Origin of the sequence: uncultured Bacteroides sp. (assembly GCF_910578895.1) — a bacterium.
GTDB lineage: Bacteria > Bacteroidota > Bacteroidia > Bacteroidales > Bacteroidaceae > Bacteroides.
On the sequence record NZ_CAJTSC010000015.1, the window covers coordinates 1 to 26393 of the forward strand.

Genomic DNA, 26393 nt, shown 5'->3' on the forward strand with positions numbered 1-26393 from the left:
TATTTAATATAGTCTGCACCGGAAAGGTGTTTATTAAACGAACGTTTAAAAAACATATCCGTTTTTAAACCATTCGTTTACAGCTTATTGATCACATAACTGTTTCAACGTTCTCTTTCTGTGATAGTGGGGAGCTTTGGGATAATATGGATGCAGACTAAACTATTGACTATAATTGCATTGCATGAATTGACCGGAAGGTGTTTCCTTACCCCGGTGTCCCCAAAGAATGTCCTTTTTGCAAGGTTTTTTTCTTTCGAATTCTTACAATCATTACTTTGTAATGCCCAGTTCATCAGACAATACCAAAACTGAACTACGGTATGTTTCCGGTTGTCAATCGGATAAAGACAACCAATTGCATTGGTATGCCGTGCGTGTGACGTATAGCCGCGAATTGACCCTGAAAGCGTATCTCGACCGGGAAAATATAGAGAACTTCATCCCCATGCACTACGAATATGCCGTGAGGAATGAACGCCGTGTCCGCAAACTCGTGCCTGCCATACACAACCTGGTATTTGTCCGTTCCACCCGTGCGCGCATCGATGAAATCAAAAACAATCCGGTACTGAACATCCCCATCCGCTACATCATGAATCGTGAAACCCGCCAGCCGGTGATTATTCCGGATGTACAGATGCGTAGTTTCATATTGGTGGCAGGTACCTACGATGAGGCTGTCATCTACGTGGAACCGGAAGAGTTGAGATTGGTGAAAGGCACTAAGGTACGCATCACCGGCGGAGTATTCGAAGGAGCTATCGGCGAATTTGTCCGCCTGCGCCATGACCGCCGTGTGGTGGTGAACATAGAGGGCGTCATGGCGGTTGCCACCACATTTGTCCACTCCTCGCTGGTGGAACCGATAGACAAGAACTGAATTATCTGTAACTCATATAATTTCTATATTTCACTATCATTTTAGACAAAAATGAACGATCACGTTTCATCCTTGTATGCTCTTGCACGCAAGCTTCTGAACTTGGGTATGGACGGCAGTCCCATTTACTGTGATTGCTTTGCCCGGCTGAACCGCGAGGTTTACGAACAGGCTCTTAACCTGTACAATAACCCGGAAGGCAATACGCCGGAAGAAGAAGCCGGACTTTGCCTCTCTGTCCTTGTGGCTCTGAATGCCACTTTCTATGACAATGGCCGTAAGCAGCAATATATCCAACATATTCTCGACCGTTGCTGGAACGTTCTTGGCAGGCTTCCGGATTCGCTTCTGAAGGTCCGCCTGCTTATTTGCTGCTACGGCGAGGTCTACGAAGATGCGCTGTTGCATGCCGCCCGTGCGATAATAGCGCGCTGGGACCATGACAATCTTTCGCCGGAGCAGGCTGAAGCCATCGAAGAACTCCGGAACATCGAGGAGAACCCTTACCCCTACGAAGTGGTGGAATAACTTCATCCGCCCCTCCCACGGACTATCCGCTGATCTAAACTAAGACTATTATAATTTTATGGAACCAATTGCAAAAGACGACCATTTCATTTCCGATGGAATGAACGCTTTCGAGCGTAATGTAAAGCGCATAACCGACTGCCTGCTGGCATTTTGTGCGCTTATTGTTTTTTCCCCTTTGTTTTTGATATGCTACATTGCCGTGCGGCGCGAAGACGGTGGTCCCGCCATATTCAAGCAGGAGCGCATCGGCAGGTTCGGCCGCCCTTTCAACATCTATAAGTTCCGCAGCATGAAGCTGGATGCCGAGAAGCACGGTCCCGCCCTCTATGCCGGCAGCAAAGACTCCCGCATGACGAAAGTCGGCAGGTTTCTCCGCGCCCACCACCTGGACGAGCTTCCGCAGTTGTGGAACGTCTTCTGCGGCGACATGGCGTTTATCGGTCCCCGCCCCGAACGCAAGTTCTTCATCGACCGGATTATGGAAGCCGACCCCCGCTACCGCTACCTGTACCAGATCCGTCCGGGCGTCACCTCCTACGCCACCCTCTACAACGGCTATACCGATACGCTCGACAAGATGCTCCGCCGCTTGCGCTACGACCTGTTCTACCTGGAGCACCGCTCGTGGGGTTTCGATTGCAAGATACTTTTCATGACGTTCATGAATATAGTGTTCGGGAAGAAATTCTGAAAAAGAATGTTTTGTCCGGATGTGCGCTTCGGTCCGGGCGTGTATCCTTCATTCGGAGGTTACCACTTCACTTTGTTCGGAATGAAAAAGTGGGGCAAGGTGATAACTTCTTTAACGACTCCTAAAGGAACGATGACCCTTGCATCTTAAATGAATGAATCGTATCGGTCGGACAAAATCGGATAAAAAATGAAGATAAGGATTATTTGACAGGTTATGCTCTCATGTGCAAATGTTGTCAATCATATTTCCGATAAATTCATCATATAGATTTTTTAATGGCATCCATAATTGGCTTATTATTAAAATAAAAGGCAAAAAAGTTGTTTTTCTCGTCAGAAATCCTTTTATTTGTTACATGACGGTTAACGCCGGAAGCAAACGTTCGGTCAATAACAAAACAATATACTATGATTCTGCTTGTAGGCACTTGGGGCGGTGTTTATTTCAGTAGCACCAGTTTGTTTTTTCGTACCAATATAGACGACCTTTCACGATATCTGATACGCACGGTCGAACATGGTACTTTTGATTTCGGCAGAGGTGAGGAACGGGCATTCCGTTGTTGCAGCTGCCGGCGTTTCACCCCTTTGATTACCGGTTCTGTGGACCACGTCATTCCAAGAAGTAATTTACTGGTAAACTATGTGCACAGGCATGGCGAACTGTATGATTCCATCGTATACAAATTCGGTATGGCATACGTCTGTATCCACGGCAAGCTTCAGCTTGTCTTTAAGCAAGACGGGAGTACGGGCATTTACGATTATTTCATAAACGAGAATGAACAGCTGTGTGTAAACGGCCATGCCATTCCCCTGAAAACCGCTTTGGAGAACGATATGCAGAATTTGCAGTTGATGTGTTGTTATTGTAACAGTTTTAAAGGAAATAGGACATAATGGCATTTTGGAATAAAAAAGCAAGCTACCAGACCTTTGCAGACATAGTGCGCGGCATGCAGTATGCCGTCAATACGGCTCACGAAATGTTGGAGCGGTATCACATCACCATGCTGAACAAATATTTCGATGATATGGGCAGACCCGAAGTCAAAGAGCTGCGGGTGGGGCGCGACAAAAAGATGGAAATCCCTTTGGTTACGCTCATCAACCAAAGTTCCCTGAGCATTTCCGAAATGGAAGTCTGCTTCAAGGCGAAAATCGAGGGAGTCTCCATAAAAAGCACCACGGCCTCCGAAACCGGCAAGAACATCGAAGTGGACCGTACGGCTTTTGAGATGAACTTCACTCCCAGCACGCGCGACGGCAATACGGTGGACGTCCGTATAAAATTCAAGTCGACCGAGCCTCCCGAGGGAGTATCGCGCATAATAGACGAGTACAATAAGACATTGGAGCCGGTAGACGTGCCGCCTACCACACTCCGTTAACCTTTTAAAAGAAACAGAATATGGCAGCAGATGATTTTAAAGGACTTCCCATGCGGGAGTTGATCGGGGTTCCGTTGCAGGCAGCTTGCGAGTCTCAGCAGAAATTGGCGGAAAGCGCGTTGGACTACATGTTGCGGATCGGCTTCGAGGAAGGTGATTTGAAGCGTGCCCGCCTTGTCAAGTTCAACCTGGAGCGTCCGGTCGAGACGCCCGACGGCATCACCACTTCCACCATCGAGGTGCAGGCTCCTTTCCTGGGGTTGGTTCCCATCCCCTCGTTGCTGATAGAGAGTGTGGACGTTGATTTCCAGATGGAAGTCATCTCCACCGCCGCTTCCAAGGAGAACACCAATGCCGAGGTGGCAACAAAAGCGGGTTATAAGGGGCTTTTTTCCCGTGTCAGCGTTGATGTGCAGGGCAAGGTAAGCTCCTCGCGCGAGAACACCCGCTCCACTAACCAGACTGCCAAATACCAGGTGCATGTCAGCGCGCGCCAGCAGCGTCCTACCGAAGGGCTCAGCAGGCTGATGGACATTCTGGCAAGTTGCACCGCCCCTCTGTCGGTAACACCGGGAGGTGAAAACACCTCGAAAGGCGAAGACGGCGCAAACAACATGAGCGGCACAGACGATACAAAAGACAACAAGAAAAAATAACGGCTGAAGCCGCCCGCAGGCGCTTCCGCTTGCTTCTCCTCAGGCACGGATTTCGCGGAATGGCACGTTTCCCATTGTGCTTTCCGTGAAATCTATGTACTCCCCGTGCCTGAAACCGTACATTATGTAACCGGCAACAAACATATCCCATCCACATGGCCGAAACTTCCCGGACTGCCAAGAGCATCAAGAATGCTCAAGTAGCCCTTGTCTTCTATTTCATTAATTTGGTTCTTCAGTTCTTCTCCCGCAAAATCTTTCTGGATTATCTGGGGGCGGAAGTGCTGGGGCTGAACACTACCGCGCAAAACCTGTTGGGTTTCCTCAACCTGGCGGAACTGGGCATTGGCGGTGCCGTCTCGTATGCGCTTTATAAGCCGCTTTTCAATAAAGACACCCGTGTCATCAACGAGATTGTTTCCGTGCAAGGCTGGCTCTACCGCAGGGTGGCGGTTGTGGTCGTTGTGGCGGCATGCGTGCTGATGTGCTTTTTCCCGCTGATTTTCGAGAAGGCGGAAGTTCCTTTGTGGTACACCTACGCATCCTTTGTGGCTCTTCTGTTCAGTGCCCTGTTGGGATATGTCTTCAATTATAGGCAGATAGTGCTGTCGGCAGACCAGAAAGAGTACAAAATCACGTTGAGCATACAGGGAGTTAAAGTGCTGAAAGTAATCCTTCAGATAGCAGCCATTGCCTGTCTGGCAAACGGTTATGTCTATTGGCTGCTGCTTGAAATCCTGATGGGCATAGCCACTGCGCTGGCAATAGAGTATGTATTGCGCAAAGAATATCCTTGGCTGCATCCGCAACCCCGCTTGGGCGGACAGCTCCGCAAGAAGCATGCGGAGATTATCAGGAAGACAAAGCAGATATTCTTTCACAAGATAGGCGGATTTGCCTTTACCCAGTCCGGCTCCATTATCATCTACGCATACGCATCCCTTTCGCTGGTGGCTGTTTACGGCAATTACATGCTGGTTGCCACCGGGCTGCAAATGCTGTTGGGCGCTGTTTTCAACAGCATCAATGCCGGTATCGGCAATCTGGTGGCGGAAGACAATAAGGAGCGCGCCGTTTTCGTCTTCAACGAGCTGTTTTCGCTCCGTTTCTATTTGGTGGCAGTGGTGTGCTACGGCTACTACATGTTGGTAGGACCTTTCATATCTTTGTGGATTGGCGGGGAATATCTGCTGGACCACACCACTTTGTTGCTGATTACCACCATTCTTTTTATAGATTTAATAAGGGCTGTTATAGGTTCGTTTTGTGATGCCTATGGCTTATTTCAGGATGTTTGGGCTACATTAGTGGAAGCGTGCGTTAACATCGTTTGTTCCGTTTGGTTCGGTTCTATATGGGGGTTGCCCGGTATTTTAAGCGGAGTGCTGTTAAGTTTGTTTCTGATGATATTTTTGTGGAAACCTTATTTCCTGTTCAGATATGGATTTAAGATATCCGTATCTTTTTATTGGAAATTGTATTTCAGGTATTTTATATCCGGAATGTTTGCAGCCCTTATTTGCAGTTGCTTGTCGCGTAGGTTATTTGTGTCGTCTTGCGACAATTTTCTTTCTTTAGTCCTGTATCGCACCATTCCCGTATTTGTCTTTGGTATAATCCTTTTTGCTATTTTGTACACCATCAGTCGTGCAATGCGGCAAAGTGTATCCAGGCTGTTTTTATATATCGGTTCTAAACGAAAATGCTCATAAGCTAATAGAATTTCATAATGATAACAATCTTTACTCCAGCTTATAATCGTGTCCACACATTGGAGCGGTTATATAACAGCCTTTGTGTCCAGACTTCTTTTGATTTTGAATGGTTGGTGATTGACGATGGCAGTACCGATGGCACAAAATCCTTTTTCGAGTCGATGGCTCCTTCTCCTTTTGATGTCCGTTATTATAACCAGGACAATGGTGGCAAGCATAGGGCTATAAACAAAGGGGTAATGCTTGCAAGGGGAGAGTGGTTTTTCATTGTCGATAGTGATGACTATTTACCCGTTTCCTCTGTTGAGATAATAAAACGGTATGTGGGCGAGATAGAGGACGACAATCGCTTTTGCGGTATAACGGGGCTGAGGGTATCCCCCGATTTAAAGCCCATAGGAAGTGTTGTGTTTGACAAACCGATGGATATTGACAACTTGACATTCCGAAATAAGTATAAAGGCACGGGAGATTATGCGGAAGTTTTGCGGACAAGCGTACTCAGGGAATATCCTTTTCCGGAATATGCCGGAGAAAAATTCTGTACGGAGGCTTTGGTCTTGAATCGGATTGCTCATAAATATCTCACTCGCTTTGTGAACGCTAAAATATATATATGCGAATATCAGGCCGGAGGACTGACTGATACATACGCGAGGATTATGCAAAACAGCCCGCAAGCAGCCATGCTCTATTATAAGGAACTGCTTTGTTCGAATGGCTTGTCCTTGCGCTCAAGAATATCCTTTCATCTCTCCTATTGGAAGTATCATAGTTGTTTCAAAGGAGAGCTGGAGTGCGGTTTGGCACCGACATGGAAAATGAGGCTGTTGTTCATATTCTTGAAACCCGCATATAAAATTTGGCATATTCTGAAATGTTTGGCATAAAAAATACAATCAAGAAATACCTTTTGATGTTTCGTAACGACCATTTGCGAATTGCCAATGGTGTTTTGGTGTGGGGAAACATTTCTTTTGGCAAGAATTGCGAACTGAATGACAGGGTCGTCTTTGCCGATTCTTCTTTGGGTGATTACTCATACGTGAATTTCAATTCCATTGTCACTTTCACTACAATTGGCAAATTCTGTTCTATCGGTCCTAATTGTGTTATAGGATTGGGTAACCATCCTACAAGAACTTTGGTTAGCACTTCTTCTTGCTTTTACACAAAGGGAGAATTTATGGATAGATTATGTTATGAGGGAAATACCCCTGTAGTTATAGGTAATGATGTTTGGATTGGTGCCAATGTGACAATTGTAAACGGAGTTACGATTGGCGATGGCGCCATTGTAGCGGCCAATTCGGTTGTCAATAAGAGTATTCCCCCATATACCGTATACGGAGGGGTGCCGGCGCATTTTATACGAAAACGATTTGCCGATAGCGAAATTGATGTCCTGCAGAAAATCCAATGGTGGAATAAAAGCCGGGAATGGATAAAACAACATGCCGGCCTCTTTCTGGATGTTCGGAAATTTGTAGAAGTAAATAGCAATACCCGACAATGATACCTAAACTTATTCATTACTGCTGGTTGAGCGGTGATGCAATCCCCGAGAAACTGCAACGTTGCATGGATAGCTGGAAGAAGCATCTTCCTGACTATGAATTTGTGTTGTGGGATTTGAACCGTTTCGACATCCGTCGTTCCCTGTGGGTCCAACAGGCATTCGAGGCAAGGAAGTATGCTTTTGCCGCCGACTATATCCGTTTGTATGCCGTTTATCATTATGGTGGAATCTATATGGACATGGATGTGGAAGTGCTCCGTAGCTTTGATACGTTGCTGGATGCGGACTATATGTTCGGGTTGGAAACCGAAGAAGGGGTGGAAGCGGGCATTTTCGGAGCAAAACCATACAATCCTTACATTAAGAAATGTCTGGATTATTATGAGGGACGTACGTTCAGGAAGGCAGACGGAAGTTATGATATGCGGCCTTTGCCTGCTGTCATGTATGGGATATTGTCTGGCAATTATACCATATTGCCAAGGGCAACCGTATCGTTGGGTTCCGGTCTTGATGCGATGTCGCTTTTCCCGGTTGATTATTTTACGGCGAAGTCTTATGAGACAGGGAAAGTGAAAGTGACCAAGAATACATATACCATCCATCATTTTGCCGGTTCATGGGTGTCTCCGGTTGATAAGATCAAAGAGAGAATATACAAGTGGATTTCCAAAAACGTTTTTTTAGCTTGGATATATGATAATACGTATAAAAGAATAAAGAGATTGTGTCTGGACTGATTGGCAGGCTGTTGTTTGCTTGTCGGATGAATTTTCAGTCTTTGTGTCTCTACAATTCTCTGTACTCCGCCACCACATCAAAGCAAGGACATTCCTTCATCGGGTCCAGGTCGTGATGCCCCACTATGAGCGCTTGCGGAAACATCTGTTTCTGTTCGCGCAGCAGGGCGGCGAGCGCGGCTTTCTGTTCCGGTGTGCGGGTGTCGGCAGGGCGATGGTTGCTGTCCAATTGCAGATGTTCGTTTTCTGTTTTCCGCCTTCGAAACGCACGCATACGGCAAAGCAGGGGCAAGATACCTTTTCGCGGGCTGCTGCGGCGGTTTGTTGCTGTTGCAGATAGTATCGGTGCTTTCGGGTATGTTCGGCCACTGCTTGGTTGCTACGTAGAAGGTCGATGACTGTCTGCAATGTGGATTCTGCGGGGCAGATGTCCGCATAGCCTTTGAAAAGGCTGGTTGCCCAAGGGTGGTGACAGGGTGTCACGAACTATTGTCGGTGTTGATTTGAATTGTAAAAAAACAGTAACTGTACGATGAAAACATTTGTCATAAATTTAAAACGTTCTACGGAGCGTAGGGAGTATATGGAAAAACAGCTGAAGGGCATGCCCTATCTGCAACCGGAGTTTGTAGAAGCCATAGACGGCCGCTTCATAAGCGAAGAAGAGCGCAGGCTGTTTTTTGACGATGAGGCGTTTTGGAAAAGAAATGCGGCAGCGGCGCGTCCCGGTGAGGTGGGGTGTACGCTCAGTCACCAGAAATGCTATCGGAAGATTGTTGAAGATGGCGAACCGTATGTCCTGATTTTGGAGGACGATATCCGCATGCCCGATTGTAAGGATATGGAAAGTGTGGTGATGAAAATAGAGAGTCTGATGAGGACAGACGAGCCTTTGATAATCCTTCTGTCCGGCTGGTATTGGTATTGGGGCTCTGTGCCGTTGTCCGGCGATTACAGGCTGGCAACCGTGTATGATGCTTTCCTTACACATTCTTATGCCATCAACCGGGCTGCCGCAAGAGTGCTGATAGAAGACAGACCTTCCATTACAGCCGATGACTGGGCATATATCCGCCGGAAGAATGTCTGCTTGCGTGCGGTGCTTCCTCACCTGATAGAACAGAATTGGGATGGAAATCTTGCCACTACGGTGAACGTGGAACCGAAGAAACGTAAAAGTGCCGGTTGGTATGTGAGGAATGGCATCCGTCTTTCTGTGTTGAAGTTCTTGTCGTTGCGGGGATGCTTTGAAAAGGCATGAATGCCTTGCCATGCATTTGAAGATATGTTGTTTGCTTAATTGGTTTTCACCATGCCTAAAGTATCAGTCTTAATACCGGTATACAATGTGGAAAAGTATATCGAACGGTGTGCGCGTTCTTTGTTCGAACAGACATTGGACGACATTGAGTATGTTTTTGTGAACGATTGCACTCCGGATGAAAGTATGGAAATATTAAAAAATGTCATCGGGCGTTATCCCACACGGAGAAGTGCCGTCAAACTCATCAGCCACGAGCGCAACCGGGGTTTGGCAACGGCTCGCAACACGGGGCTTGCCGGGGCAACGGGCGAGTATGTGATCTGTTGCGACAGCGATGACTGGGTGGAGCCGGGGATGTATGAGTCCATGTATCGTGCTGCAAAAACGGCGGATGCCGATTTGGTGGTCTGCGGCTTCTACGATGAATATGCAAGGCATGCCATACCCCGGCAACAGGCGTTTCCGGACGATAACATAGAACGTGTCCGGCAGATGCTGTCCGGAAAGCTGCATTGCGGCACGTGGAATAAACTGGTGCGTAGAGACCTTTACGCGCGGAATGGCATCCGCTTTCCCGATGGGATAAATATGTGGGAGGATGTGTTGGCTATGATTCCGGTCTGTTATCATGCCGTCGACATAGCCTGTCTGCCGCAACCTTTCTATCATTACGTGCGGGACAACGGCGCGTCTTACACGAACGGCATGAAGGAGGCTTCGTTGCAGAACCTGATGGAAGCTGTGGAGGGGATAGGTGGCTTCTTGCGGGATAACGCTTTGTGCTGTCTGGAAGATGCCTTTTGTTGCCTGAAACTTACGGCAAAACTGAATTTGCTGTTGAACAGCAGCGGCGAACGGCAACGGGAGCGGAACAGGCTGTATCCCGAGACCGGACCTTTCATCTTGTCCTATTCGGCAGTGTCGCTGTATTGGCGCATTGCATTGAAACTGGCTTCCTGGAATTTTTTATACGGCTTCAATGCAATGAGCCGTGCAGGAAAGAAGTTGTGCTCGATAAAGAAATAGGCGGAATGGTGAAGACTGTCAACTTGTTTCTCCTTTTGTTCTGCTACGTGTTTGCTTTTTACATCGGTCCCGTAAGCGTCTCTTTGCTGATTGCGGTTCCCCTGTATGCCAAGGCGTTTTTGAAGAAGGAATTTGCGGAAGAGGTAACTTTTGTGTTGTCTACGGGGCTTTTGAAGGGCGCATTGGCATGGTGGTTCGTATTGCTTTTTTTCTCTTTTCTGTATCCTGTGTTGTTTCTGACTTTTGACTACTCGTTTCTTCGGGTGACAGGTATGCAGGGAGTGCATTTTGCAGCCGCTGTTCCGGTATTGGCATATATCCGTTACAAAGGGTTCACGCAAGAGGAAACGGAGAAGTGCTTCATCGCTATATTTGTGGTCCAGACCTTTATACAGCTCATTGTATTGAACAGCGAGTTTCTGGGCAATGCGATACAGGCGTTCAACCGTTTCAACCCCGAAGACCTTACGGGAGCAGGAAGCAATATCCGGGGCAAGGCATTGTCTGCCGCCACCACTTATCACCTGACGTTGGCGTATGGTGTGTGTGTCATTGTATACATCAAGTGCCTGCTGAGCAAACGGGCATCCTTGGGAAATATATGTATCGGTGTCTTGATTTTTGTCGGCATTTTCTTTGCGGGGCGTTCCGGTTTTGTGGCTTGCCTGATAGGGGCGGTCGGCTATCTGTTTTATAATAAAGACACCACGGTATGGCGTAAATTGGGGGTATGTGTAAAGATATTGTTGTTTCTGGCAATGGTTGTTTGCATGCTCCTGGCTGCATTGTCTGTTTGGGCGCCCGAGTTTTACGCACTGCTGACAGATACCATTCTTCCATACGCATTTGAGGTTTTCTATTCATTGGACAAATCGGGCACAGCGGAGACGGCTTCCACCAATCAGTTGGCGGAGATGTGGAAGTTGGATTTCAATCCGTTGGAGTTTGTCTTCGGTTCGGGGCGGTATTCCAATCCGGACGGGACGTATTACATGCATGTAGACCCCGGGTTGTTGAGGCATCTGTTGTTCATGGGAGTTCCGGGATATGCCGCCTTGGCTATCTATCAGTTGCGCCTTTTGCCGTTTTGGAAGATGGAGGGCAGAACTGGATATTACTGTAAATTGATACTGGTTTTTATATTTCTGTTGGATTTGAAAGGCTGTACTGTCGGGACTAATAAGTTTGTAATGGCGATAACCTTGTTACTCTCTTTTCTGTATCTGTATTTATCGGAGTCACATCCTGTTAAAGAAAAAAAACAAAATGAATTCTAATCCTTTTTTCTCTATTATTATCCCTTGTTATAATTGTATGGGGGTAATGCAGCGCGGGCTGGCTTCTTTGGAAAGGCAGCCTTTCACTGATTTCGAGGTCATATTCGTGGACGATTGTTCAACGGATGCCACTTATGCTTTTTTACAGGATTTTTGCCGGCGGACAAATCTGGATGCGCGTCTTGCCTGTACGGAAAAAAACAGTGGCCCGGGAAAGGCGAGGGAAGTGGGCATTTCTATTTCAACAGGTAAATATATCGCCTTTATGGATAGTGACGATTGGTATGACGACCGTTTCTTGCAGGAAATCTATCGGAGTTTGCAAACGGACAACTACGATGTGCTTTTTTTTGATTTTTATCGGAATTATAAGAGCGGCAAAAAGAGACATATAAAGTGTACCGCTCATCTGGGCGGGATTTCTTCTATGAACGAATATGTGGCTATGGCGTTTGATTCATTATGCGCTCTTATCGTAAAGTCGGATGTGGTAAAGAAAATAAAAATGCCTTTTTTGTATAATTCCGAAGATGCGGCGGTGGTTCCGCTGTTGGTTGCCTTATCTCGCAAAGTGACGTATGTTCCCACACCGTTTTATAATTATTTGTACAGGGAACAGTCGCTTTCAACTTCTCAAGACAAACGTGTTTATCGGGGCTTTATAGACGCTTTCGAGTTCATTCATGAAAATATTCCTGTAGAGTTTCAGCAGGAAAAGGAATACAGGGGAATCCATCTGGTGCTGTATGGCGCTGTATTTAAGGCGATAGATGCGGGAGTTGCAAAGAGAGAGATAAAAGATATTGTATGTGCTTTTGAGAAGACTGTGCCTTTGTGGCATACTAATAAATATATGAAGTTTTTACCGCTGAGGAAACGTTTGTTCCTGCAGATGGTAAAAAGACGTTGTTTCTTTTTCTTGTCTCTGTATGTCGCAATGCAGAGGTTTCTGCTACGTTTGAAATAAAACATTCTTTTTTAATTTTAATTCAGAACAAATCATGCTGACAGCATCCGTTGTAACGTTTCATACTTCGCGTAGCGATTTGAAACGATTGATAGACTGTGTCTTGCAGTCGCCTATTGATGTGTTTTTCATCATCGACAACTCATCGAACGACAGTTTGCGTGAGTTCGCTTCATTGTCGGACAGGATTGTCTACATTTACAGTGATAACCTCGGCTTCGGCAGCGGGCACAACATTGCCGTCCGCCGGACGATAGAGCTGGGGGCGCAATATCACGCGGTGATAAATCCCGACATCTATTGGACGGGAGATGCGGTGACGCCGCTTGTGGATTTTATGGATAAGCACGGGGATTGCGGCCTGGTGATGCCGAAGGTGCTCTATCCGAATGGTGACATCCAGTATCTGTGCAAGTTGTTGCCTACACCCATGGATTTGTTCGGAAGGAGATTTGTTCCTCTGAAGGCCTATCGGAAGAGGCACGACAGGCACTTCGAACTGCATCGCAGCGGATATGACAAGGTGATGGAAATACCTTCTTTGTCGGGGTGTTTCATGTTTATGCGGGTAGAGACGCTGAGGCGGACGGGAGGTTTCGATGAGCGTTTCTTTATGTATGCCGAGGACTTGGACTTGTGCCGCCGGATAGGGGAGGTGTCCAAAACCATGTTCTATCCTGGAGTTTCAATCTATCATGAATATGAGAAAGGCTCCTATAAGAATTGGAAACTGCTGCGGTATCACATTTGTTCTGTTGTGAAGTATTTCAACAAGTGGGGGTGGATGTTTGATGCGAAAAGGACCAGGATGAATAGGAAATGTATGGAACAGCTTGGAGCCTGTTAAAATATTGTGCCAGCCTTCTTTTCGAGGATGTTGTTCTTTTTCATGAGGAGCATAGCGGGCTATGCGATGAATAAAAAGAGGAAAACAGACCGGAAAGAAGCTGAAAAAAACTTTTTGAAGAAAAGCTAAACAGGCTCTTAATATAAAATAATTTGTATGGATGTCATGGATATGGATTACAAAGTTATCGACACTCAAAAGATAATCGATTATATCGCCTCCTCTTCCGGCACGGTTTCCGTGGAAGACATCATCCGCCATGCGGGTGCCGACAAGTTGCGTGTATATCCTGCCTTGTTCGAACTGGAGCAGGGCGGATTTCTCGAAGTGGTGGAGCGTGAGGAACTCGGAGCGCCGTCGGCGGTCCGTAAGAGAGAGGATGGAACAGACGACAGGTAACGGCGGTTACTTTGTTTTAGGTGCAGCCGGGGCGCCCGTGATGAACGGGCGCTTCCGGCTGCTTTTGTTTTAATTCAAGCTCTCTTGCTTTTTCAAATCACCGCACATCCGCCCCCCACATCATCTTGTTGCGCAGGGTGTCGAAGAAGATGTGGTTGAAGCGTTTCACCACTTTGATGGAGTAGTCGGCGCGGGCGATGGTGAGCCGCGTGGTCTCCTTGCACGATTCGCTCCGCCCGTCTATCGCCACGAGGAAGTTGTGGCTGCGGCTTTCCACATCAAGCGTTATCTCCCAGTCGTCGCAGATGACGATGGGGCGCACGTTCAGGCTGTGGGGGGCAACGGGGGTGATGGCGATGGTCTTGCTGTGGGGCACGATGACCGGGCCGCCTACGCTCAGCGAGTATGCCGTAGAGCCTGTGGGCGTGGCAACTACCAGTCCGTCGGCCTGGTAGGTGGTGAGGTGCGCACCGTTGATGGCGGTGTGGATGCTGATCATGGACGAGCTGTCGCGTTTCAGTACGGCTATCTCGTTGAGGGCGTAGGGATATTCCATCGGCTGCCCGTCGTCGCGCTTCAGTTGCAGCACGCTGCGCTCCTCCACCTTGTAGCGGTGGTTGTAGATTTCATCGATTGTCTCTTCCATCTCCTCGGGCGAAATGTCGGCAAGGAAGCCGAGCCGCCCCGTGTTGATGCCCAGGATGGGGATGTTCTTCTTGCCCACGCGGCTGGCGGCTTTCAGGAACGTGCCGTCGCCGCCCATGCTGATGACCATGTCGGCATGGAAGTCGTTGCCGTCGAACAGCTCGGCGGAGGGTATGTCGAGGTTCAGGTCGGAAGTCAGGAAGGAGTAGAACTCGCGGCAGATGCAGAGCTGCGCCTTGCGCTGTGCCAGCAGGCGGAAAAGGTTTTCGGCATGCGACGATTTCTTCGCCTGGTAGGTGTTTCCGAATATGGCAAATTTCATAATTGTATGCTGCTTTTGTGAGGTGCAAAAATAGTTTTTTTCTCAGAATGCTGCCAACATATCGCTATTATTTGTACTTTTGCCCCAAACTATAGGTTGAATTATGACAAGATTAAGTGTAAATATCAATAAGGTAGCGACATTGCGCAATGCCCGTGGAGGCAATGTGCCCAATGTGGTGAAGGTGGCGCTGGATTGCGAGAATTTCGGAGCCGACGGCATAACGGTGCATCCGCGTCCCGACGAGCGGCATATCCGCCGGAGCGATGTGTACGACCTGCGCCCGTTGCTGCGTACTGAGTTCAACATAGAAGGCTATCCGTCGCCCGAATTCATAGACTTGGTGCTGAAGGTGAAGCCGCACCAGGTGACGCTGGTGCCGGACAGCCCTACGCAGCTGACTTCCAATGCCGGGTGGGATACGAAATCCAACCTGGAGTTTCTGACCGAAGTGCTGGACTCGTTCAATGCTGCCGGCATCCGTACGTCCGTCTTCGTGTCTACCGACACGGAAATGATAGAGTATGCCGCCAAGGCGGGCGCCGACCGTGTGGAACTCTATACCGAACCCTATGCCACGGCATATCCCAAAAGTCCCGAAGCGGCGGTGGCTCCTTTCGTGGAAGCTGCCAAGACGGCGCGCAGCCTGGGCTTGGGGCTGAATGCAGGGCATGACCTGAGTTTGGAGAATCTGAATTATTTCTATAAAAACATACCTTGGCTGGACGAGGTTTCCATCGGTCATGCGCTGATTGCCGATGCCCTGTATCTGGGATTGGAACGCACCGTTCAGGAATATAAAAACTGTCTCCGCTGATATGAATCTGATGTTATTGTTAGCCCAAGTGGCCCCGGCGCTTGCCGACTCTGTTGCCGGCGCCAATCCGGTACTTACCCCCGTTACCGCTTCCGAAGGGATGAACCTGTGGAGCATGGCGCTCAAGGGCGGTTGGATTATGTTGGTTCTCGGACTGCTCTCGGTGGTCTGCTTCTATATCCTGTTCGAACGCAACTACGTGATCCGCAAGGCGGGCAAGGAAGACCCCATGTTCATGGACAAGATAAAGGATTATATCCTGGGCGGCGAGCTAAAGGCGGCGATAGCCTATTGCCGCAGTGTCAATACACCCTCGGCGCGTATGATAGAGAAGGGCATCAGCCGGTTGGGACGCCCGGTGAACGATGTGCAGGCCGCCATCGAGAATGTGGGCAACATCGAGGTGGCAAAACTGGAAAAGGGGCTTACCGTCATGGCAACCATTTCCGGCGGTGCTCCGATGATAGGCTTCCTAGGCACGGTGACCGGTATGGTGCGTGCTTTCTTTGAAATGGCGAATGCCGGCAACAATATCGACATCACGCTGCTTTCCGGCGGTATATACGAGGCTATGATTACCACGGTGGGCGGTCTGATTGTAGGTATCATCGCCATGTTCGCCTACAACTATCTGGTGACGCTGGTGGACGGCGTGGTCCATAAGATGGAGGCAAAGACGCTTGCTTTCATGGATTTGCTGAATGAGCCGGCGAAGGGGGGATTTTGAATTATGAATTATGAATTTTGAATTTTGAATTGCCATGCGGTGTGATAGCGTGGCTACATTTAAAATTCACAATTAAGGAAGTAATTTCCCTGCGATATACTCGCGCAGCCCCCATTTAAAATTCATAATTCATAATTCAAAAAGAACTTTCCCCCGCGCAGCCCCATTCAAAATTCAAAATTCAAAATTCATAATTCAAAATTAAAAATCCCCATCGTGTTACAACGCAGAGCCAAAATATCGCCCAACTTCAGTATGGCATCCATGACGGACGTCATCTTCCTGTTGCTGATTTTCTTTATGATAACGTCTACGGTAGTGTCGCCCAACGCCATCAAGGTATTGCTTCCGCAGGGAAAGCAGCAGACATCGGCAAAGCCGCTGACAAGGGTCATCATTGATAAGGACTTGAACTATTACGCCGCTTTCGGCAACGACAAGGAGCAGGCTTTGGCGCTGGACGAGCTGACGCCTTTCCTGCAATCGTGTGCGGAGAAAGAGCCTGAGATGTATGTGGCGTTGTATGCCGATGAGTCTGTGCCCTACCGCGAAATCGTGAAGGTGCTGAACATCGCTAACGAGAATCACTTCAAGATGGTGCTTGCCACACGTCCGCCCGAGGACAAGTAGGAACGGCAGGCTGCCGGGCAGGGTGGAGTTGCAGACATTCAGAGTTTTAAACATGTTAAAATCGTAAATCGGAACGGTGAATCAGAAGAAGAGAGGAAAATACATAGGATTGGCAGGGGCGCTGTTGGTGCACGTTGTCGTCGTCGCCCTTTTGATACTGGTGGGATTTACGTTGCCCGAACAGTCGGAAGAGGGCGGTGTGCCTGTGATGATGGGTGAGGTGCCTGATGCCTGGGGTGCTGCCGACCCTTCTTTGGTGGAAGTGGAGACGATGCCCGAAGCGGCGGCTCCCGAAGTGCCGGAAGAGGCGGAACAGGAGATACTGACACAGGAAGCGGAAGAGACCGTGGCGATAAAGCCCAAAGCGGAAGAGAAGAAAACGGAGGTGAAGAAACCCGAAAAGAGTGCTGCCGAGAGAGCCGAGGAAGCCCGCAGGCTTGCTGCCGAAAAGGCGGAACGCGAACGGAAGGCGGCGGAAGAAGCCGCCCGCAAGCGTGTGGCGGGAGCTTTCGGCAAGGGAGCACAGATGGGCGACAAAGGCACTACGGAAGGTGCCGGCGTGCAGGGAAGCCCTACGGGAAATTCTTCTGCCGGAGCTGCCGACGGAACCGGCGGATATGGAACTTTCAATCTTGGCGGACGCTCCATAGGAGAGGGCGGGCTGCCGCGCCCTGCATACAATGTGCAGGATGAGGGGAAAGTGGTGGTCACCATCACGGTGAACCCCGCCGGACAGGTCATCGCCACCAGCATCAACCGCCAGACGAACACCGTGAACCCTGCCTTGCGGAAAGCTGCCGAGGATGCGGCGAAGAAGGCGCGGTTCAATGCCGTGAGCGGCTTGAACAACCAGACGGGAACGATAACGTATTATTTCAATTTAAAATAAGAGGAGAAATTATGATGGGTACAGTTTATGTGTTTTTTGCAGACGGATTTGAGGAAGTGGAAGCTTTTACTTCGGTCGATGTACTGAAACGTGCGGGATTGAACGTGGAGATGATTACAGTGACTCCCGGCGAAATCGTGACAGGCGCGCATGGTATACCGGTGCTTTGCGATAAGAATATCGTGAACTGTGATTTCTTCGATGCCGACCTGGTAGTGCTTCCGGGTGGCATGCCCGGTGCGGCAACGTTGGGAGAGTGTGACGACTTGCGCAGGCTGGTTGTGCGCTTTGCCGAACAGGGCAAACCGATTGCCGCCATCTGTGCCGCTCCTATGGTGCTTGGCAAATTGGGATTGCTGAAAGGCAGGAAAGCCACCTGCTACCCGGGCTTTGAACAATACCTGGAAGGTGCCGTCTGTACCGGAGCAATGGTGGAGAGGGACGGCAATATCATTACCGGAAAAGGTCCCGGAGCCGCTATGGAGTTTGCGCTTGCCATCGTGGAACTGCTGCAAGGAAAAGAGAAGGTTGCGGAACTGAAAGAAGCAATGACTATTTAGAATTTAGAATTATGAATTTTGAATTATGAATGGGGCTGCGCGGGGAAAACTTTTTTAATTATGAATTATGAATTATGAGTTTTCCTGCGTCATATCCCGCGCAGCCCATTCAAAATTCAAAATTCCCCATTCAAAATTCAAAAAAACTTTTCTTCGCGCAGCCCCATTCATAATTCAAAATTCTCAATTCAAAATTCTCCAAAAATGTCTCACTACGTTCTCATTGTTGCCGGCGGCAAAGGCTTGCGTATGGGAAGCGAACTTCCCAAACAGTTTCTTCCGATAGGCGGGAAGCCTGTACTGATGCGTACGATAGAGGCTTTTTATGCCTGTAATCCGGAGATACGAATCATATTGGTGCTTCCATGCAGCCAGCAGGCATATTGGGACGGGTTGTGCCGGGAACATCATTTCTCGATTCCCCATCAGGTTGCCGATGGGGGAGAGACACGCTTCCATTCGGTAAAGAACGGTTTGGAACTTGTCACGACACCGGGGCTGGTGGGGGTACACGATGGCGTACGTCCTTTTGTCTCCCGCGAGGTGATAGCCCGTTGCTATGCGTTGGCGGCGGAAAAGCGGGCGGTTGTTCCTGTGACGGACGTGGTGGAGACGGTACGCCATCTGACCGGGACGGGAAGCGAGACGGTGGGCCGCGATGAATACAAACTGGTGCAGACTCCGCAAGTGTTTGATGCGGAACTGTTGAAGCAGGCATACCGGCAACCTTACACCCCGCACTTCACGGACGATGCTTCGGTGGTCGAAGCATTGGGCGTGCCTGTCTGCCTCACGGCGGGCAACCGGGAAAACATCAAGATAACCACTCCTTTCGATTTGAAAATAGCTGCCGCCTTTCTGGATTCATGTTCGATTTGACTACGCGTGACATAAAGTACCTGCCGGGTGTCGGGCCGCAGCGCGCCTCGGTGCTGAATAAGGAGTTGAACATCTTCTCGTTCCGCGACTTGCTGTATTACTTTCCTTATAAGTATGTGGACCGCAGTCGCATCTATTCCATCCGGGAGATAGACGGCACAATGCCCTATATCCAGCTGAAAGGTGAGATACTGAGCTTCGAGACGGCGGGTGAAGGGCGGCAGCGAAGGTTGATAGCCCACTTCTCGGACGGTACGGGAGTGGTGGACCTCATCTGGTTTCAAGGCATCAAATACCTGATAGGGAAGTATAAGGTCCGTCAGGAATATATCGTGTTCGGCAAACCTACCGTCTTCAACGGCAGGGTGAACATCGCACATCCGGACATCGACCCGGCTTCTGAACTGAAACTGTCGGCAATGGGATTGCAACCCTACTATAACACTACGGAGAAGATGAAGCGCAGTTCGCTCAACTCGCACGCCGTGGAGAAAATGATGAAAACCCTTGTCGGGCAGCTGAACGAACCGCTGCCCGAAACGCTTTCGCCCGCCCTGCTGGCGGAGCATCACCTGATGCCGTTGACGGATGCTTTGATGAATATCCATTTCCCGTCCGGTCCGGAAGTGTTGCGGAAAGCGGAATATCGGCTGAAGTTCGAGGAACTGTTTTATGTGCAGTTGAACATATTGCGCTATGCCAAAGACCGGCAGCGCAAATACCGGGGATATGTATTTGAGCGGGTAGGCGATACGTTCAACGGCTTTTACTCCCGCAACCTTCCTTTCCAACTGACCGGAGCCCAGAAGCGCGTGCTGAAAGAGATACGCCGCGACTTGGGTTCGGGCAGGCAGATGAACCGCCTTTTGCAAGGGGATGTGGGCAGCGGGAAGACGCTGGTGGCGCTGATGAGCATGCTGATTGCACTCGACAACGGCTATCAGGCGTGCATGATGGCACCTACCGAGATTTTAGCGAACCAGCACTATGACACCATCCGTGAGTTGCTCTGCGGTATGGATGTACGGGTGGAACTGCTCACCGGGTCTGTCAAGGGCAAGCGGAGGGAAGCCATCCTTTCCGGCCTGCTGACCGGCGATGTGCAGATACTCATCGGCACGCACGCCGTCATAGAAGATACCGTGAATTTCGCTTCGCTGGGATTGGTCGTCATTGACGAGCAGCACCGTTTCGGCGTGGCGCAGCGTGCCCGCCTGTGGACCAAAAGCATACAGCCGCCTCACATACTGGTGATGACTGCCACACCCATACCGCGGACGTTGGCGATGACGCTTTACGGTGATTTGGATGTGTCCGTCATCGATGAGTTGCCGCCGGGCAGAAAGCCCATTGCCACCCTGCACCAGTTCGACAGCCATCGCGCCACCCTGTATCGTTCCGTGCGCAAGCAGATTGACGAAGGGCGGCAGGTCTACATCGTCTATCCCCTGATTAAAGAAAGTGAGAAAATAGACCTCAAGAACCTGGAAGAGGGCTATCTGCATATCTGCGAGGAGTTTCCCGACTGCCGGGTCTGCAAGGTGCACGGCAAGATGAAACCTGCCGAGAAGGACGCGCAGATGCAACTGTTTGTTTCCGGCGAAGCGCAGATAATGGTTGCCACCACCGTGATTGAGGTGGGGGTGAACGTGCCCAATGCTTCGGTGATGATTATAGAGAATGCCGAGCGTTTCGGGCTTTCACAGCTTCACCAGCTTCGCGGGCGCGTGGGGCGTGGAGCGGACCAGTCTTATTGCATTCTGGTGACCGGCTACAAGCTGGCGGAAGACACCCGGAAGCGCATAGAGATTATGGTACGCACGAACGACGGTTTCGAGATAGCCGAGGCCGACTTGAAGCTGCGCGGTCCCGGCGACCTGGAGGGAACCCAGCAGAGCGGCATCGCCTTCGACTTGAAAATAGCGGATATAGCCCGCGACGGGCAACTCCTGCAATACGTCCGTGAGGTGGCACAAGCCGTTGTGGATAAAGACCCGGACGCTTCCTTGCCGGAGCACGAGATACTGTGGAGGCAACTGAAGGCTCTGCGCAAGACAAACGTTAATTGGGCGGCGATAAGTTGAAAAACGGTTAAACATGCACTTTGTTTGCAGAATTATGTTGTTAAACATGTTTGTGCTCTAAATGTCTTGTTTATAGTTGTTTATCCGCTGTTGTCGTTTGCTTCCTTTCTCCTGTTCTCAAAAAAATAGTTAATGAAGCACGTGCCTTTTCGGACAGAAGTGTTACCTTTGGGAGAATTTTTGAAAAACAATCTGGATATTCGCATTGGAATAAGTGTGGTTGAAAGTATCGGATGATGCACTCTACGGATATCAAAATGAATGACGAAACGGAATGAATTTTAATTGGATTAGAACGACTTTATTAGCAGTAACGGCAATGGTCAGCCTGAATTCTTTTTCCCAGGATCTGATTGCACGTCAAGCTCCCGTTGATAGAAAACTCAAAAGTGTAGATTCGCTGGCTTTGCAGAAGCAAATCCGTGCGGAGCAATCCTTGTATCCGGGTTTGGATTTGTATCCGAGCTGGAATAATGAATTTGTACAGGCGTATGGCGATGCCATTGTGCCCGAAAGCTATACTTTCGACCTGAAAGATTTCTGTATGCCTACCGATCAGACCCGTATCACCGATGTGTTCGGCTATCGTCCCCGCCGCCGCAGGGCGCACTACGGACTGGATATCAAGGTCTATGTGGGCGATACCATTCGTGCCGCTTTTGACGGTAAGGTCCGTGTCGTTAAGAATCAGGGTCGCCGCGGATATGGCAAATACGTTGTTATCCGTCACGACAACGGTTTGGAAACGGTCTACGGTCACTTGTCCAAACAGATGGTCGATATCAACCAACTGGTTAAGGCGGGCGAACCTATCGGATTGGGCGGCAATACCGGACGTTCCACCGGTTCGCACCTGCATTTCGAGACGCGTTTCCTGGGAATACCTATCAACCCCGCTTTGATGTTCGATTTCGAGAAGCAGGATATCGTGGCCGATTCCTACACTTTCCATAAGACGAAAGGCACTTCGGGTACGGCTCGCAACGTGGCGTCGGGCGAAGGTCTGTTCTATAAGGTGAAGAAAGGCGATACCTTGTCCAAAATCGCAGCCCGTCAGGGCACAAGCATCGACAAACTGTGCAAGTTGAACCGCATTACGCGGAAAACGGTTCTCCGTCCGGGGCAAGTGTTGCGATGCTCATAATAGCGTAAATACTCTTAAAACGTAAAAACTTTTTAAACGTAAATACTCTCAAAACGTAAACAATCTCTATAGGAGAGGGCACTTTAATATAATTTAGAGTGCCCTCTTTTCTTTTTTCTTTAATTATTCCTAAATTTGCAGCCTATTTGTAAGGATATGAAAGATACCAAGCAACAATTTGAACATGTCATCGCCATTTGCCGTGATTTGTTCTTCAAGAAACTCCATGATTACGGTCCTGCATGGCGCATCCTTCGTCCGGCTTCCGTAACAGACCAGATATTCATCAAGGCGAATCGCATCCGGAGCATCGAGACCAAAGGCGTGACTTTGGTGGATGAAGGCATCCGTTCGGAATTTATAGCCATTGTCAATTACGGCATTATCGGACTGATACAGTTGGAGTTGGGATATGCCGAGTCTGCGGACATCACGAAAGAAGAGACGATGGCGCTCTATGATAAATATGCGAAAACCTCTTTGGAACTGATGCTTGCCAAGAACCACGATTATGACGAAGCTTGGCGCAGCATGCGTGTCAGTTCGTACACGGACCTGATACTGATGAAGATTTACCGTACGAAGCAAATCGAAAGCCTGTCCGGCAAGACACTGGTTTCGGAAGGCGTCGATGCCAACTATATGGACATGATCAATTATTCCGTGTTCGGCTTGATAAAGATAGAGTTTGGAGACTGACAGAAGACATATCATACAACTTGTCTGGGTGAATGCCTGCCGCTTCCTGCTGGCTGTGCTGTTTATCTTTTCCGGATTTGTGAAAGCTGTCGATCCGCTTGGCTCTTTCTATAAGATACAGGACTACCTCACGGCATTCGGCATGGTTTCATGGTTTCCTGCTTACCTGCCGTTGCTCTTTGCCGTAATCCTGTCGTCGGCGGAGTTCTGCGTGGGCGTTTTCCTCTTCTTCGGCGTACGCCGGAAAATTGCCACGGCATTGGCGTTGCTGCTGATGAGTGTGATGACGCCGCTGACGCTTTATCTGGCTTTGGCAAATCCCGTGTCCGACTGCGGATGCTTTGGCGATGCCTGGGTGCTGACCAACTGGCAGACATTCGGCAAGAACATCGTGTTGCTCATAGCTGCCATAGCCGTGTTCCGGCACCGGCGGCTCATGTTCCGTTTCGTCACGCTGAAGATAGAGTGGATGGTATCGCTCTATACGGTTTTGTTTGTCTTTGCGCTCTCTTTCTACTGTTTGAGATACCTGCCCGTGTTGGACTTCCGTCCTTACAGGATAGGGGCGGATATCAGGGCAGGGATGAAGATGCCCGAAGGTGCGAAACCCGATGTCTTCGAGAGTCGTTTCGTATTGGAGAAAGACGGCAAGCGGCAGGAGTTCACATTGGACAACTATCCGGACAGCACATGGACCTTCGTCGAAACGCGCACCCTATTGAAAGAAAAAGGATACGAACCGCCCATTCACGACTTCTCCATGCTGAGCTTGAGCACGGGCGAGGACATAACCGACAGCGTGCTGGCGGACAAAGGCTACTCCTTCCTGCTGGTGGCGCACCGGATAGAAGAGGCGGACGACAGCAACATAGACCTCATCAACGAGATTTATGACTACAGCGTGGAACGCGGCTACGGATTCTATGCGCTTACCTCCTCGCCGGACGAGGAGATAGAAATGTGGCGCGAAAGGACCGGTGCGGAATACCCCTTCTGCCAGATGGACGACATCACCTTGAAGACCATTATCCGTTCCAATCCCGGTCTTCTGCTGATAAAGGACGGCGTCATCCTGAATAAATGGAGCGACAGCCGGCTACCCGATGAATATGCGCTGAACGACAGTCTGGACAAGTTGGAACTGGGACAGCTGAAACAGGAAAACGACCTGCATACCATTGGCTACGTACTGTTGTGGTTCATCGTACCCTTGATGCTCGTTATCGGCATAGATGTGCTGGTAATCAAACGGAGGGGGAGGAATTTTGAATTGTGAATTATGAATTATAAATCTGAAATCATAAATCTGAATTTAAAAATCTGAAATCTAAAATCATAAATCTGAAATCTTGAAATTTTAAAATCATAAATCCATTAACCCTTTTAATAATTAAAACAAAATGAGAAAAAACATTGTAGCAGGAAACTGGAAAATGAACAAGACCCTTCAAGAGGGTATTGCTCTTGCAAAAGAACTGAATGAAGCGTTGGCTGCCGAAAAGCCCAATTGCGACGTAATCATCTGTACGCCCTTTATCCACCTCGCATCGGTCACTCCGTTGGTAGATGCCGCTAAGATTGGCGTAGGTGCCGAAAACTGTGCAGACAAGGAGTCGGGTGCATATACAGGCGAGGTTTCAGCCGCTATGGTTGCTTCTACAGGTGCCAAGTATGTAATCCTCGGTCACTCTGAACGTCGTGCCTATTATGGCGAAACGGTAGAAATCCTGGAAGAAAAGGTGAAACTGGCTTTGGCAAACGGCCTGACTCCGATTTTCTGTATCGGCGAGGTGTTGGAAGAACGCGAAGCCGACAAGCAGAACGAGGTTGTTGCCGCTCAGCTGGCATCCGTATTCTCCCTGTCTGCCGAAGATTTCTCCAAGATTGTCCTGGCTTACGAACCGGTTTGGGCAATCGGTACAGGCAAGACTGCTACTCCGGCACAGGCACAGGAAATTCACGCATTCATCCGTTCTGCCGTTGCGGAAAAATATGGCAAGGAGATTGCCGAGAACTGCTCTATCCTTTACGGTGGCAGCTGCAAGCCTTCCAATGCCAAGGAATTGTTTGCAAATCCTGACGTAGACGGTGGTCTGATTGGCGGCGCTGCTTTGAAGGTTGCCGACTTCAAGGGCATCATCGACGCTTTCAACTGATAACAGCATGGATTGGAGAAGGCGCGCCGGGTATGACTTCCAATAGTTTTAGGCGCATCTTCTCCGGTCTTTGATGCCGTGAAAGGTCAGGTTTGGCGGCGTAAAGGTCAACATTAGGAACGTAAACGTCAGGTTTGGCGGCGTAAAGGTCAACGTTACAAATGTAAAGGTCAACGTTAGGAACGTAAACGTCAACTTTGGCAATCCCGTGTCCTGCATGAGCGTCCTGATGTCCGGCATCGGCAATCGGGAGCACGTGTCGAAAAGAAAGTATTGACACGTCTCTTTAACAGTAATCGTATAAAAACAACACCCTTTTATGAAAAAACTCGGTTTGCTTTTAATGGCATGTTTTGCATTCTCTGCCCTCTCTGTGGCGCAGAATAACATCATAAAGAGTCTGGAACGCAGTGTGCCGGGACAGGGCAAGGTGTCCATCCATCAGGATGCCCGCATCGGGGCGCTGATAGGTTCGGAGCATATCCCTACGGGTTCGGGCGAGCGGAAGGTGATTCGCAGTTCGGGCTATCGCCTGCAGGTATACGCCGGTAACAACACGCGCCAAGCCAAGAACGAGGCATATTCGGTGGCTTCCGGCATAAAAGAGCGTTTTCCGGACCTTCCGGTCTATACATCCTTCAACCCGCCCCGCTGGCTGTGCCGTGCAGGCGACTTCCGCAGTATAGAGGAAGCGGATGCCATGATGCGCAAATTGCGGGCAACCGGTGTGTTCAAGGAAGTATCAATCGTGAAGGACCATATAAATATAGAATTTTGAATTATGAATTTTGAATTCTAAATTTTAAATTGTGAATTTGGCATTATGTGTTTTGTATTTTGCATGGTTTGCCGTTGTGGTATTGCGGTTTAAAATTTACAATTAATAACCGCTCACTCGTAATTCATAATTCATAATTCATAATTCATAATTCA

The 26393-nt window shown here is 49.1% G+C and carries 30 protein-coding genes and 1 pseudogene; 29 read left to right on the plus strand and 2 right to left on the minus strand.

All coding sequences use genetic code 11. The annotated features are described in order from the left end of the window. Nucleotides 1-283: 283 nt before the first annotated feature. The 11 genes from QZ327_RS05535 (at nucleotide 284) to QZ327_RS05585 (ending at nucleotide 8128) form a co-directional block, all read left to right on the plus strand. The gene (locus tag QZ327_RS05535) at nucleotides 284-883 is read left to right on the plus strand and encodes a UpxY family transcription antiterminator (protein ID WP_294617811.1); all 600 of its coding nucleotides are present in this window, start codon (nucleotides 284-286) and stop codon (nucleotides 881-883) included. Nucleotides 884-934: 51 nt separating this feature from the next. Then, on the plus strand, nucleotides 935-1411 hold the full coding sequence (locus QZ327_RS05540) for a UpxZ family transcription anti-terminator antagonist (RefSeq protein ID WP_294617813.1): 477 nt from the start codon (nucleotides 935-937) through the stop codon (nucleotides 1409-1411). 58 nt (nucleotides 1412-1469) lie between these two features. Then, nucleotides 1470-2105, plus strand: a complete 636-nt coding sequence (locus QZ327_RS05545; RefSeq protein ID WP_294617815.1) for a sugar transferase — start codon at nucleotides 1470-1472, stop codon at nucleotides 2103-2105. Between the two features lie 6 nt (nucleotides 2106-2111). Further along, nucleotides 2112-2255 (plus strand): hypothetical protein, encoded by a 144-nt coding sequence (locus QZ327_RS05550; protein WP_294617817.1) that lies wholly within the window; start codon nucleotides 2112-2114, stop codon nucleotides 2253-2255. A 260-nt stretch (nucleotides 2256-2515) separates the two neighbouring features. Further along, nucleotides 2516-3007, plus strand: coding sequence for an HNH endonuclease (locus QZ327_RS05555; RefSeq protein WP_294617819.1), 492 nt, complete (start codon nucleotides 2516-2518; stop codon nucleotides 3005-3007). Continuing rightward, nucleotides 3007-3498, plus strand: coding sequence for a DUF2589 domain-containing protein (locus tag QZ327_RS05560; RefSeq protein WP_294617820.1), 492 nt, complete (start codon nucleotides 3007-3009; stop codon nucleotides 3496-3498). The genes QZ327_RS05555 and QZ327_RS05560 overlap by 1 nt, the downstream gene beginning before the upstream one ends. Before the next feature lie 20 nt (nucleotides 3499-3518). Then, nucleotides 3519-4154, plus strand: a complete 636-nt coding sequence (locus QZ327_RS05565) for a DUF2589 domain-containing protein (protein WP_294617821.1) — start codon at nucleotides 3519-3521, stop codon at nucleotides 4152-4154. Between the two features lie 155 nt (nucleotides 4155-4309). After that, complete coding sequence (locus QZ327_RS05570; protein ID WP_294617822.1) at nucleotides 4310-5866, plus strand: sugar transporter; 1557 nt, start codon at nucleotides 4310-4312, stop codon at nucleotides 5864-5866. Between the two features lie 17 nt (nucleotides 5867-5883). Continuing rightward, nucleotides 5884-6759: a glycosyltransferase family A protein gene (locus tag QZ327_RS05575; protein WP_294617824.1), complete on the plus strand. Its 876-nt coding sequence runs from the start codon at nucleotides 5884-5886 to the stop codon at nucleotides 6757-6759. Beyond that, entirely contained in the window at nucleotides 6747-7385 is a 639-nt protein-coding gene (locus tag QZ327_RS05580) for a CatB-related O-acetyltransferase (RefSeq protein WP_294617825.1), read from the plus strand. The genes QZ327_RS05575 and QZ327_RS05580 overlap by 13 nt, the downstream gene beginning before the upstream one ends. Further along, entirely contained in the window at nucleotides 7382-8128 is a 747-nt protein-coding gene (locus QZ327_RS05585) for a glycosyltransferase family 32 protein (protein ID WP_294617827.1), read from the plus strand. The genes QZ327_RS05580 and QZ327_RS05585 overlap by 4 nt, the downstream gene beginning before the upstream one ends. 49 nt (nucleotides 8129-8177) lie before the next feature. Here the strand turns inward: QZ327_RS05585 and QZ327_RS05590 are convergent. Continuing rightward, nucleotides 8178-8357 (minus strand): annotated as a pseudogene (locus QZ327_RS05590) (N-acetylmuramoyl-L-alanine amidase); the annotation flags it as partial. 303 nt (nucleotides 8358-8660) lie between these two features. Between QZ327_RS05590 and QZ327_RS05595 the strand changes: the two are divergent. From QZ327_RS05595 to QZ327_RS05620, 6 genes are all read left to right on the plus strand, one after another. Next, entirely contained in the window at nucleotides 8661-9389 is a 729-nt protein-coding gene (locus QZ327_RS05595) for a glycosyltransferase family 25 protein (RefSeq protein ID WP_294617828.1), read from the plus strand. Between the two features lie 51 nt (nucleotides 9390-9440). Further along, nucleotides 9441-10418: a glycosyltransferase family 2 protein gene (locus tag QZ327_RS05600; protein ID WP_294617830.1), complete on the plus strand. Its 978-nt coding sequence runs from the start codon at nucleotides 9441-9443 to the stop codon at nucleotides 10416-10418. Next, entirely contained in the window at nucleotides 10400-11695 is a 1296-nt protein-coding gene (locus tag QZ327_RS05605) for a hypothetical protein (protein WP_294617832.1), read from the plus strand. Before QZ327_RS05600 ends, QZ327_RS05605 begins: the two co-directional genes overlap by 19 nt. Beyond that, entirely contained in the window at nucleotides 11685-12662 is a 978-nt protein-coding gene (locus tag QZ327_RS05610) for a glycosyltransferase family 2 protein (protein ID WP_294617834.1), read from the plus strand. Before QZ327_RS05605 ends, QZ327_RS05610 begins: the two co-directional genes overlap by 11 nt. Nucleotides 12663-12696: 34 nt before the next feature. Next, entirely contained in the window at nucleotides 12697-13509 is an 813-nt protein-coding gene (locus tag QZ327_RS05615) for a glycosyltransferase family 2 protein (protein WP_294617836.1), read from the plus strand. 165 nt (nucleotides 13510-13674) lie between these two features. Beyond that, on the plus strand, nucleotides 13675-13908 hold the full coding sequence (locus QZ327_RS05620; RefSeq protein ID WP_294617911.1) for a hypothetical protein: 234 nt from the start codon (nucleotides 13675-13677) through the stop codon (nucleotides 13906-13908). Nucleotides 13909-14005: 97 nt separating this feature from the next. Here QZ327_RS05620 and QZ327_RS05625 read toward each other — a convergent pair whose 3' ends face one another. Then, nucleotides 14006-14875, minus strand: a complete 870-nt coding sequence (locus tag QZ327_RS05625; protein WP_294617837.1) for an NAD kinase — start codon at nucleotides 14873-14875, stop codon at nucleotides 14006-14008. 103 nt (nucleotides 14876-14978) lie between these two features. Between QZ327_RS05625 and QZ327_RS05630 the strand changes: the two genes are divergently transcribed. The 12 genes from QZ327_RS05630 (at nucleotide 14979) to QZ327_RS05685 (ending at nucleotide 26238) form a co-directional block, all read left to right on the plus strand. Next, nucleotides 14979-15692, plus strand: a complete 714-nt coding sequence (locus tag QZ327_RS05630; protein ID WP_294617838.1) for a pyridoxine 5'-phosphate synthase — start codon at nucleotides 14979-14981, stop codon at nucleotides 15690-15692. A 1-nt stretch (nucleotide 15693) separates the two neighbouring features. Continuing rightward, entirely contained in the window at nucleotides 15694-16419 is a 726-nt protein-coding gene (locus QZ327_RS05635) for a MotA/TolQ/ExbB proton channel family protein (protein WP_294617840.1), read from the plus strand. 213 nt (nucleotides 16420-16632) lie between these two features. Further along, nucleotides 16633-17049: a biopolymer transporter ExbD gene (locus tag QZ327_RS05640; protein ID WP_294617912.1), complete on the plus strand. Its 417-nt coding sequence runs from the start codon at nucleotides 16633-16635 to the stop codon at nucleotides 17047-17049. A 76-nt stretch (nucleotides 17050-17125) separates the two neighbouring features. Beyond that, complete coding sequence (locus QZ327_RS05645; RefSeq protein WP_294617842.1) at nucleotides 17126-17938, plus strand: TonB family protein; 813 nt, start codon at nucleotides 17126-17128, stop codon at nucleotides 17936-17938. Nucleotides 17939-17952: 14 nt separating this feature from the next. Beyond that, entirely contained in the window at nucleotides 17953-18498 is a 546-nt protein-coding gene (locus QZ327_RS05650) for a DJ-1 family glyoxalase III (protein WP_294617913.1), read from the plus strand. A 204-nt stretch (nucleotides 18499-18702) separates the two neighbouring features. After that, on the plus strand, nucleotides 18703-19377 hold the full coding sequence (locus QZ327_RS05655; protein ID WP_294617843.1) for a 2-C-methyl-D-erythritol 4-phosphate cytidylyltransferase: 675 nt from the start codon (nucleotides 18703-18705) through the stop codon (nucleotides 19375-19377). Then, nucleotides 19365-21461: an ATP-dependent DNA helicase RecG gene (gene recG, locus QZ327_RS05660; RefSeq protein WP_294617845.1), complete on the plus strand. Its 2097-nt coding sequence runs from the start codon at nucleotides 19365-19367 to the stop codon at nucleotides 21459-21461. The genes QZ327_RS05655 and recG overlap by 13 nt, the downstream gene beginning before the upstream one ends. Nucleotides 21462-21735: 274 nt before the next feature. Next, nucleotides 21736-22605, plus strand: a complete 870-nt coding sequence (locus QZ327_RS05665; RefSeq protein ID WP_294617847.1) for a M23 family metallopeptidase — start codon at nucleotides 21736-21738, stop codon at nucleotides 22603-22605. A 156-nt stretch (nucleotides 22606-22761) separates the two neighbouring features. Continuing rightward, nucleotides 22762-23304: a DUF1599 domain-containing protein gene (locus tag QZ327_RS05670; RefSeq protein ID WP_294617848.1), complete on the plus strand. Its 543-nt coding sequence runs from the start codon at nucleotides 22762-22764 to the stop codon at nucleotides 23302-23304. Beyond that, entirely contained in the window at nucleotides 23294-24580 is a 1287-nt protein-coding gene (locus QZ327_RS05675; RefSeq protein WP_294617850.1) for a BT_3928 family protein, read from the plus strand. Before QZ327_RS05670 ends, QZ327_RS05675 begins: the two co-directional genes overlap by 11 nt. A 124-nt stretch (nucleotides 24581-24704) precedes the next feature. Then, complete coding sequence (gene tpiA, locus QZ327_RS05680) at nucleotides 24705-25460, plus strand: triose-phosphate isomerase (protein ID WP_294617851.1); 756 nt, start codon at nucleotides 24705-24707, stop codon at nucleotides 25458-25460. A gap of 319 nt (nucleotides 25461-25779) precedes the next feature. Continuing rightward, the gene (locus QZ327_RS05685) at nucleotides 25780-26238 is read left to right on the plus strand and encodes an SPOR domain-containing protein (protein ID WP_294617852.1); all 459 of its coding nucleotides are present in this window, start codon (nucleotides 25780-25782) and stop codon (nucleotides 26236-26238) included. The last annotated feature ends 155 nt before the right edge of the window (nucleotides 26239-26393 follow it).

Bases quoted from the DNA above. Each gene is read 5' to 3' on its own strand.
- QZ327_RS05535 (WP_294617811.1), top strand. From the start codon at position 284: ATGCCCAGTTCATCAGACAATACCAAAACTGAACTACGGTATGTTTCC.
- QZ327_RS05540 (WP_294617813.1), top strand. From the start codon at position 935: ATGAACGATCACGTTTCATCCTTGTATGCTCTTGCACGCAAGCTTCTG.
- QZ327_RS05545 (WP_294617815.1), top strand. From the start codon at position 1,470: ATGGAACCAATTGCAAAAGACGACCATTTCATTTCCGATGGAATGAAC.
- QZ327_RS05550 (WP_294617817.1), top strand. From the start codon at position 2,112: ATGTTTTGTCCGGATGTGCGCTTCGGTCCGGGCGTGTATCCTTCATTC.
- QZ327_RS05555 (WP_294617819.1), top strand. From the start codon at position 2,516: ATGATTCTGCTTGTAGGCACTTGGGGCGGTGTTTATTTCAGTAGCACC.
- QZ327_RS05560 (WP_294617820.1), top strand. From the start codon at position 3,007: ATGGCATTTTGGAATAAAAAAGCAAGCTACCAGACCTTTGCAGACATA.
- QZ327_RS05565 (WP_294617821.1), top strand. From the start codon at position 3,519: ATGGCAGCAGATGATTTTAAAGGACTTCCCATGCGGGAGTTGATCGGG.
- QZ327_RS05570 (WP_294617822.1), top strand. From the start codon at position 4,310: ATGGCCGAAACTTCCCGGACTGCCAAGAGCATCAAGAATGCTCAAGTA.
- QZ327_RS05575 (WP_294617824.1), top strand. From the start codon at position 5,884: ATGATAACAATCTTTACTCCAGCTTATAATCGTGTCCACACATTGGAG.
- QZ327_RS05580 (WP_294617825.1), top strand. From the start codon at position 6,747: ATGTTTGGCATAAAAAATACAATCAAGAAATACCTTTTGATGTTTCGT.
- QZ327_RS05585 (WP_294617827.1), top strand. From the start codon at position 7,382: ATGATACCTAAACTTATTCATTACTGCTGGTTGAGCGGTGATGCAATC.
- QZ327_RS05595 (WP_294617828.1), top strand. From the start codon at position 8,661: ATGAAAACATTTGTCATAAATTTAAAACGTTCTACGGAGCGTAGGGAG.
- QZ327_RS05600 (WP_294617830.1), top strand. From the start codon at position 9,441: ATGCCTAAAGTATCAGTCTTAATACCGGTATACAATGTGGAAAAGTAT.
- QZ327_RS05610 (WP_294617834.1), top strand. From the start codon at position 11,685: ATGAATTCTAATCCTTTTTTCTCTATTATTATCCCTTGTTATAATTGT.
- QZ327_RS05615 (WP_294617836.1), top strand. From the start codon at position 12,697: ATGCTGACAGCATCCGTTGTAACGTTTCATACTTCGCGTAGCGATTTG.
- QZ327_RS05620 (WP_294617911.1), top strand. From the start codon at position 13,675: ATGGATATGGATTACAAAGTTATCGACACTCAAAAGATAATCGATTAT.
- QZ327_RS05625 (WP_294617837.1), bottom strand. From the start codon at position 14,875: ATGAAATTTGCCATATTCGGAAACACCTACCAGGCGAAGAAATCGTCG.
- QZ327_RS05630 (WP_294617838.1), top strand. From the start codon at position 14,979: ATGACAAGATTAAGTGTAAATATCAATAAGGTAGCGACATTGCGCAAT.
- QZ327_RS05635 (WP_294617840.1), top strand. From the start codon at position 15,694: ATGAATCTGATGTTATTGTTAGCCCAAGTGGCCCCGGCGCTTGCCGAC.
- QZ327_RS05650 (WP_294617913.1), top strand. From the start codon at position 17,953: ATGGGTACAGTTTATGTGTTTTTTGCAGACGGATTTGAGGAAGTGGAA.
- QZ327_RS05655 (WP_294617843.1), top strand. From the start codon at position 18,703: ATGTCTCACTACGTTCTCATTGTTGCCGGCGGCAAAGGCTTGCGTATG.
- recG (WP_294617845.1), top strand. From the start codon at position 19,365: ATGTTCGATTTGACTACGCGTGACATAAAGTACCTGCCGGGTGTCGGG.
- QZ327_RS05665 (WP_294617847.1), top strand. From the start codon at position 21,736: ATGAATTTTAATTGGATTAGAACGACTTTATTAGCAGTAACGGCAATG.
- QZ327_RS05670 (WP_294617848.1), top strand. From the start codon at position 22,762: ATGAAAGATACCAAGCAACAATTTGAACATGTCATCGCCATTTGCCGT.
- tpiA (WP_294617851.1), top strand. From the start codon at position 24,705: ATGAGAAAAAACATTGTAGCAGGAAACTGGAAAATGAACAAGACCCTT.
- QZ327_RS05685 (WP_294617852.1), top strand. From the start codon at position 25,780: ATGAAAAAACTCGGTTTGCTTTTAATGGCATGTTTTGCATTCTCTGCC.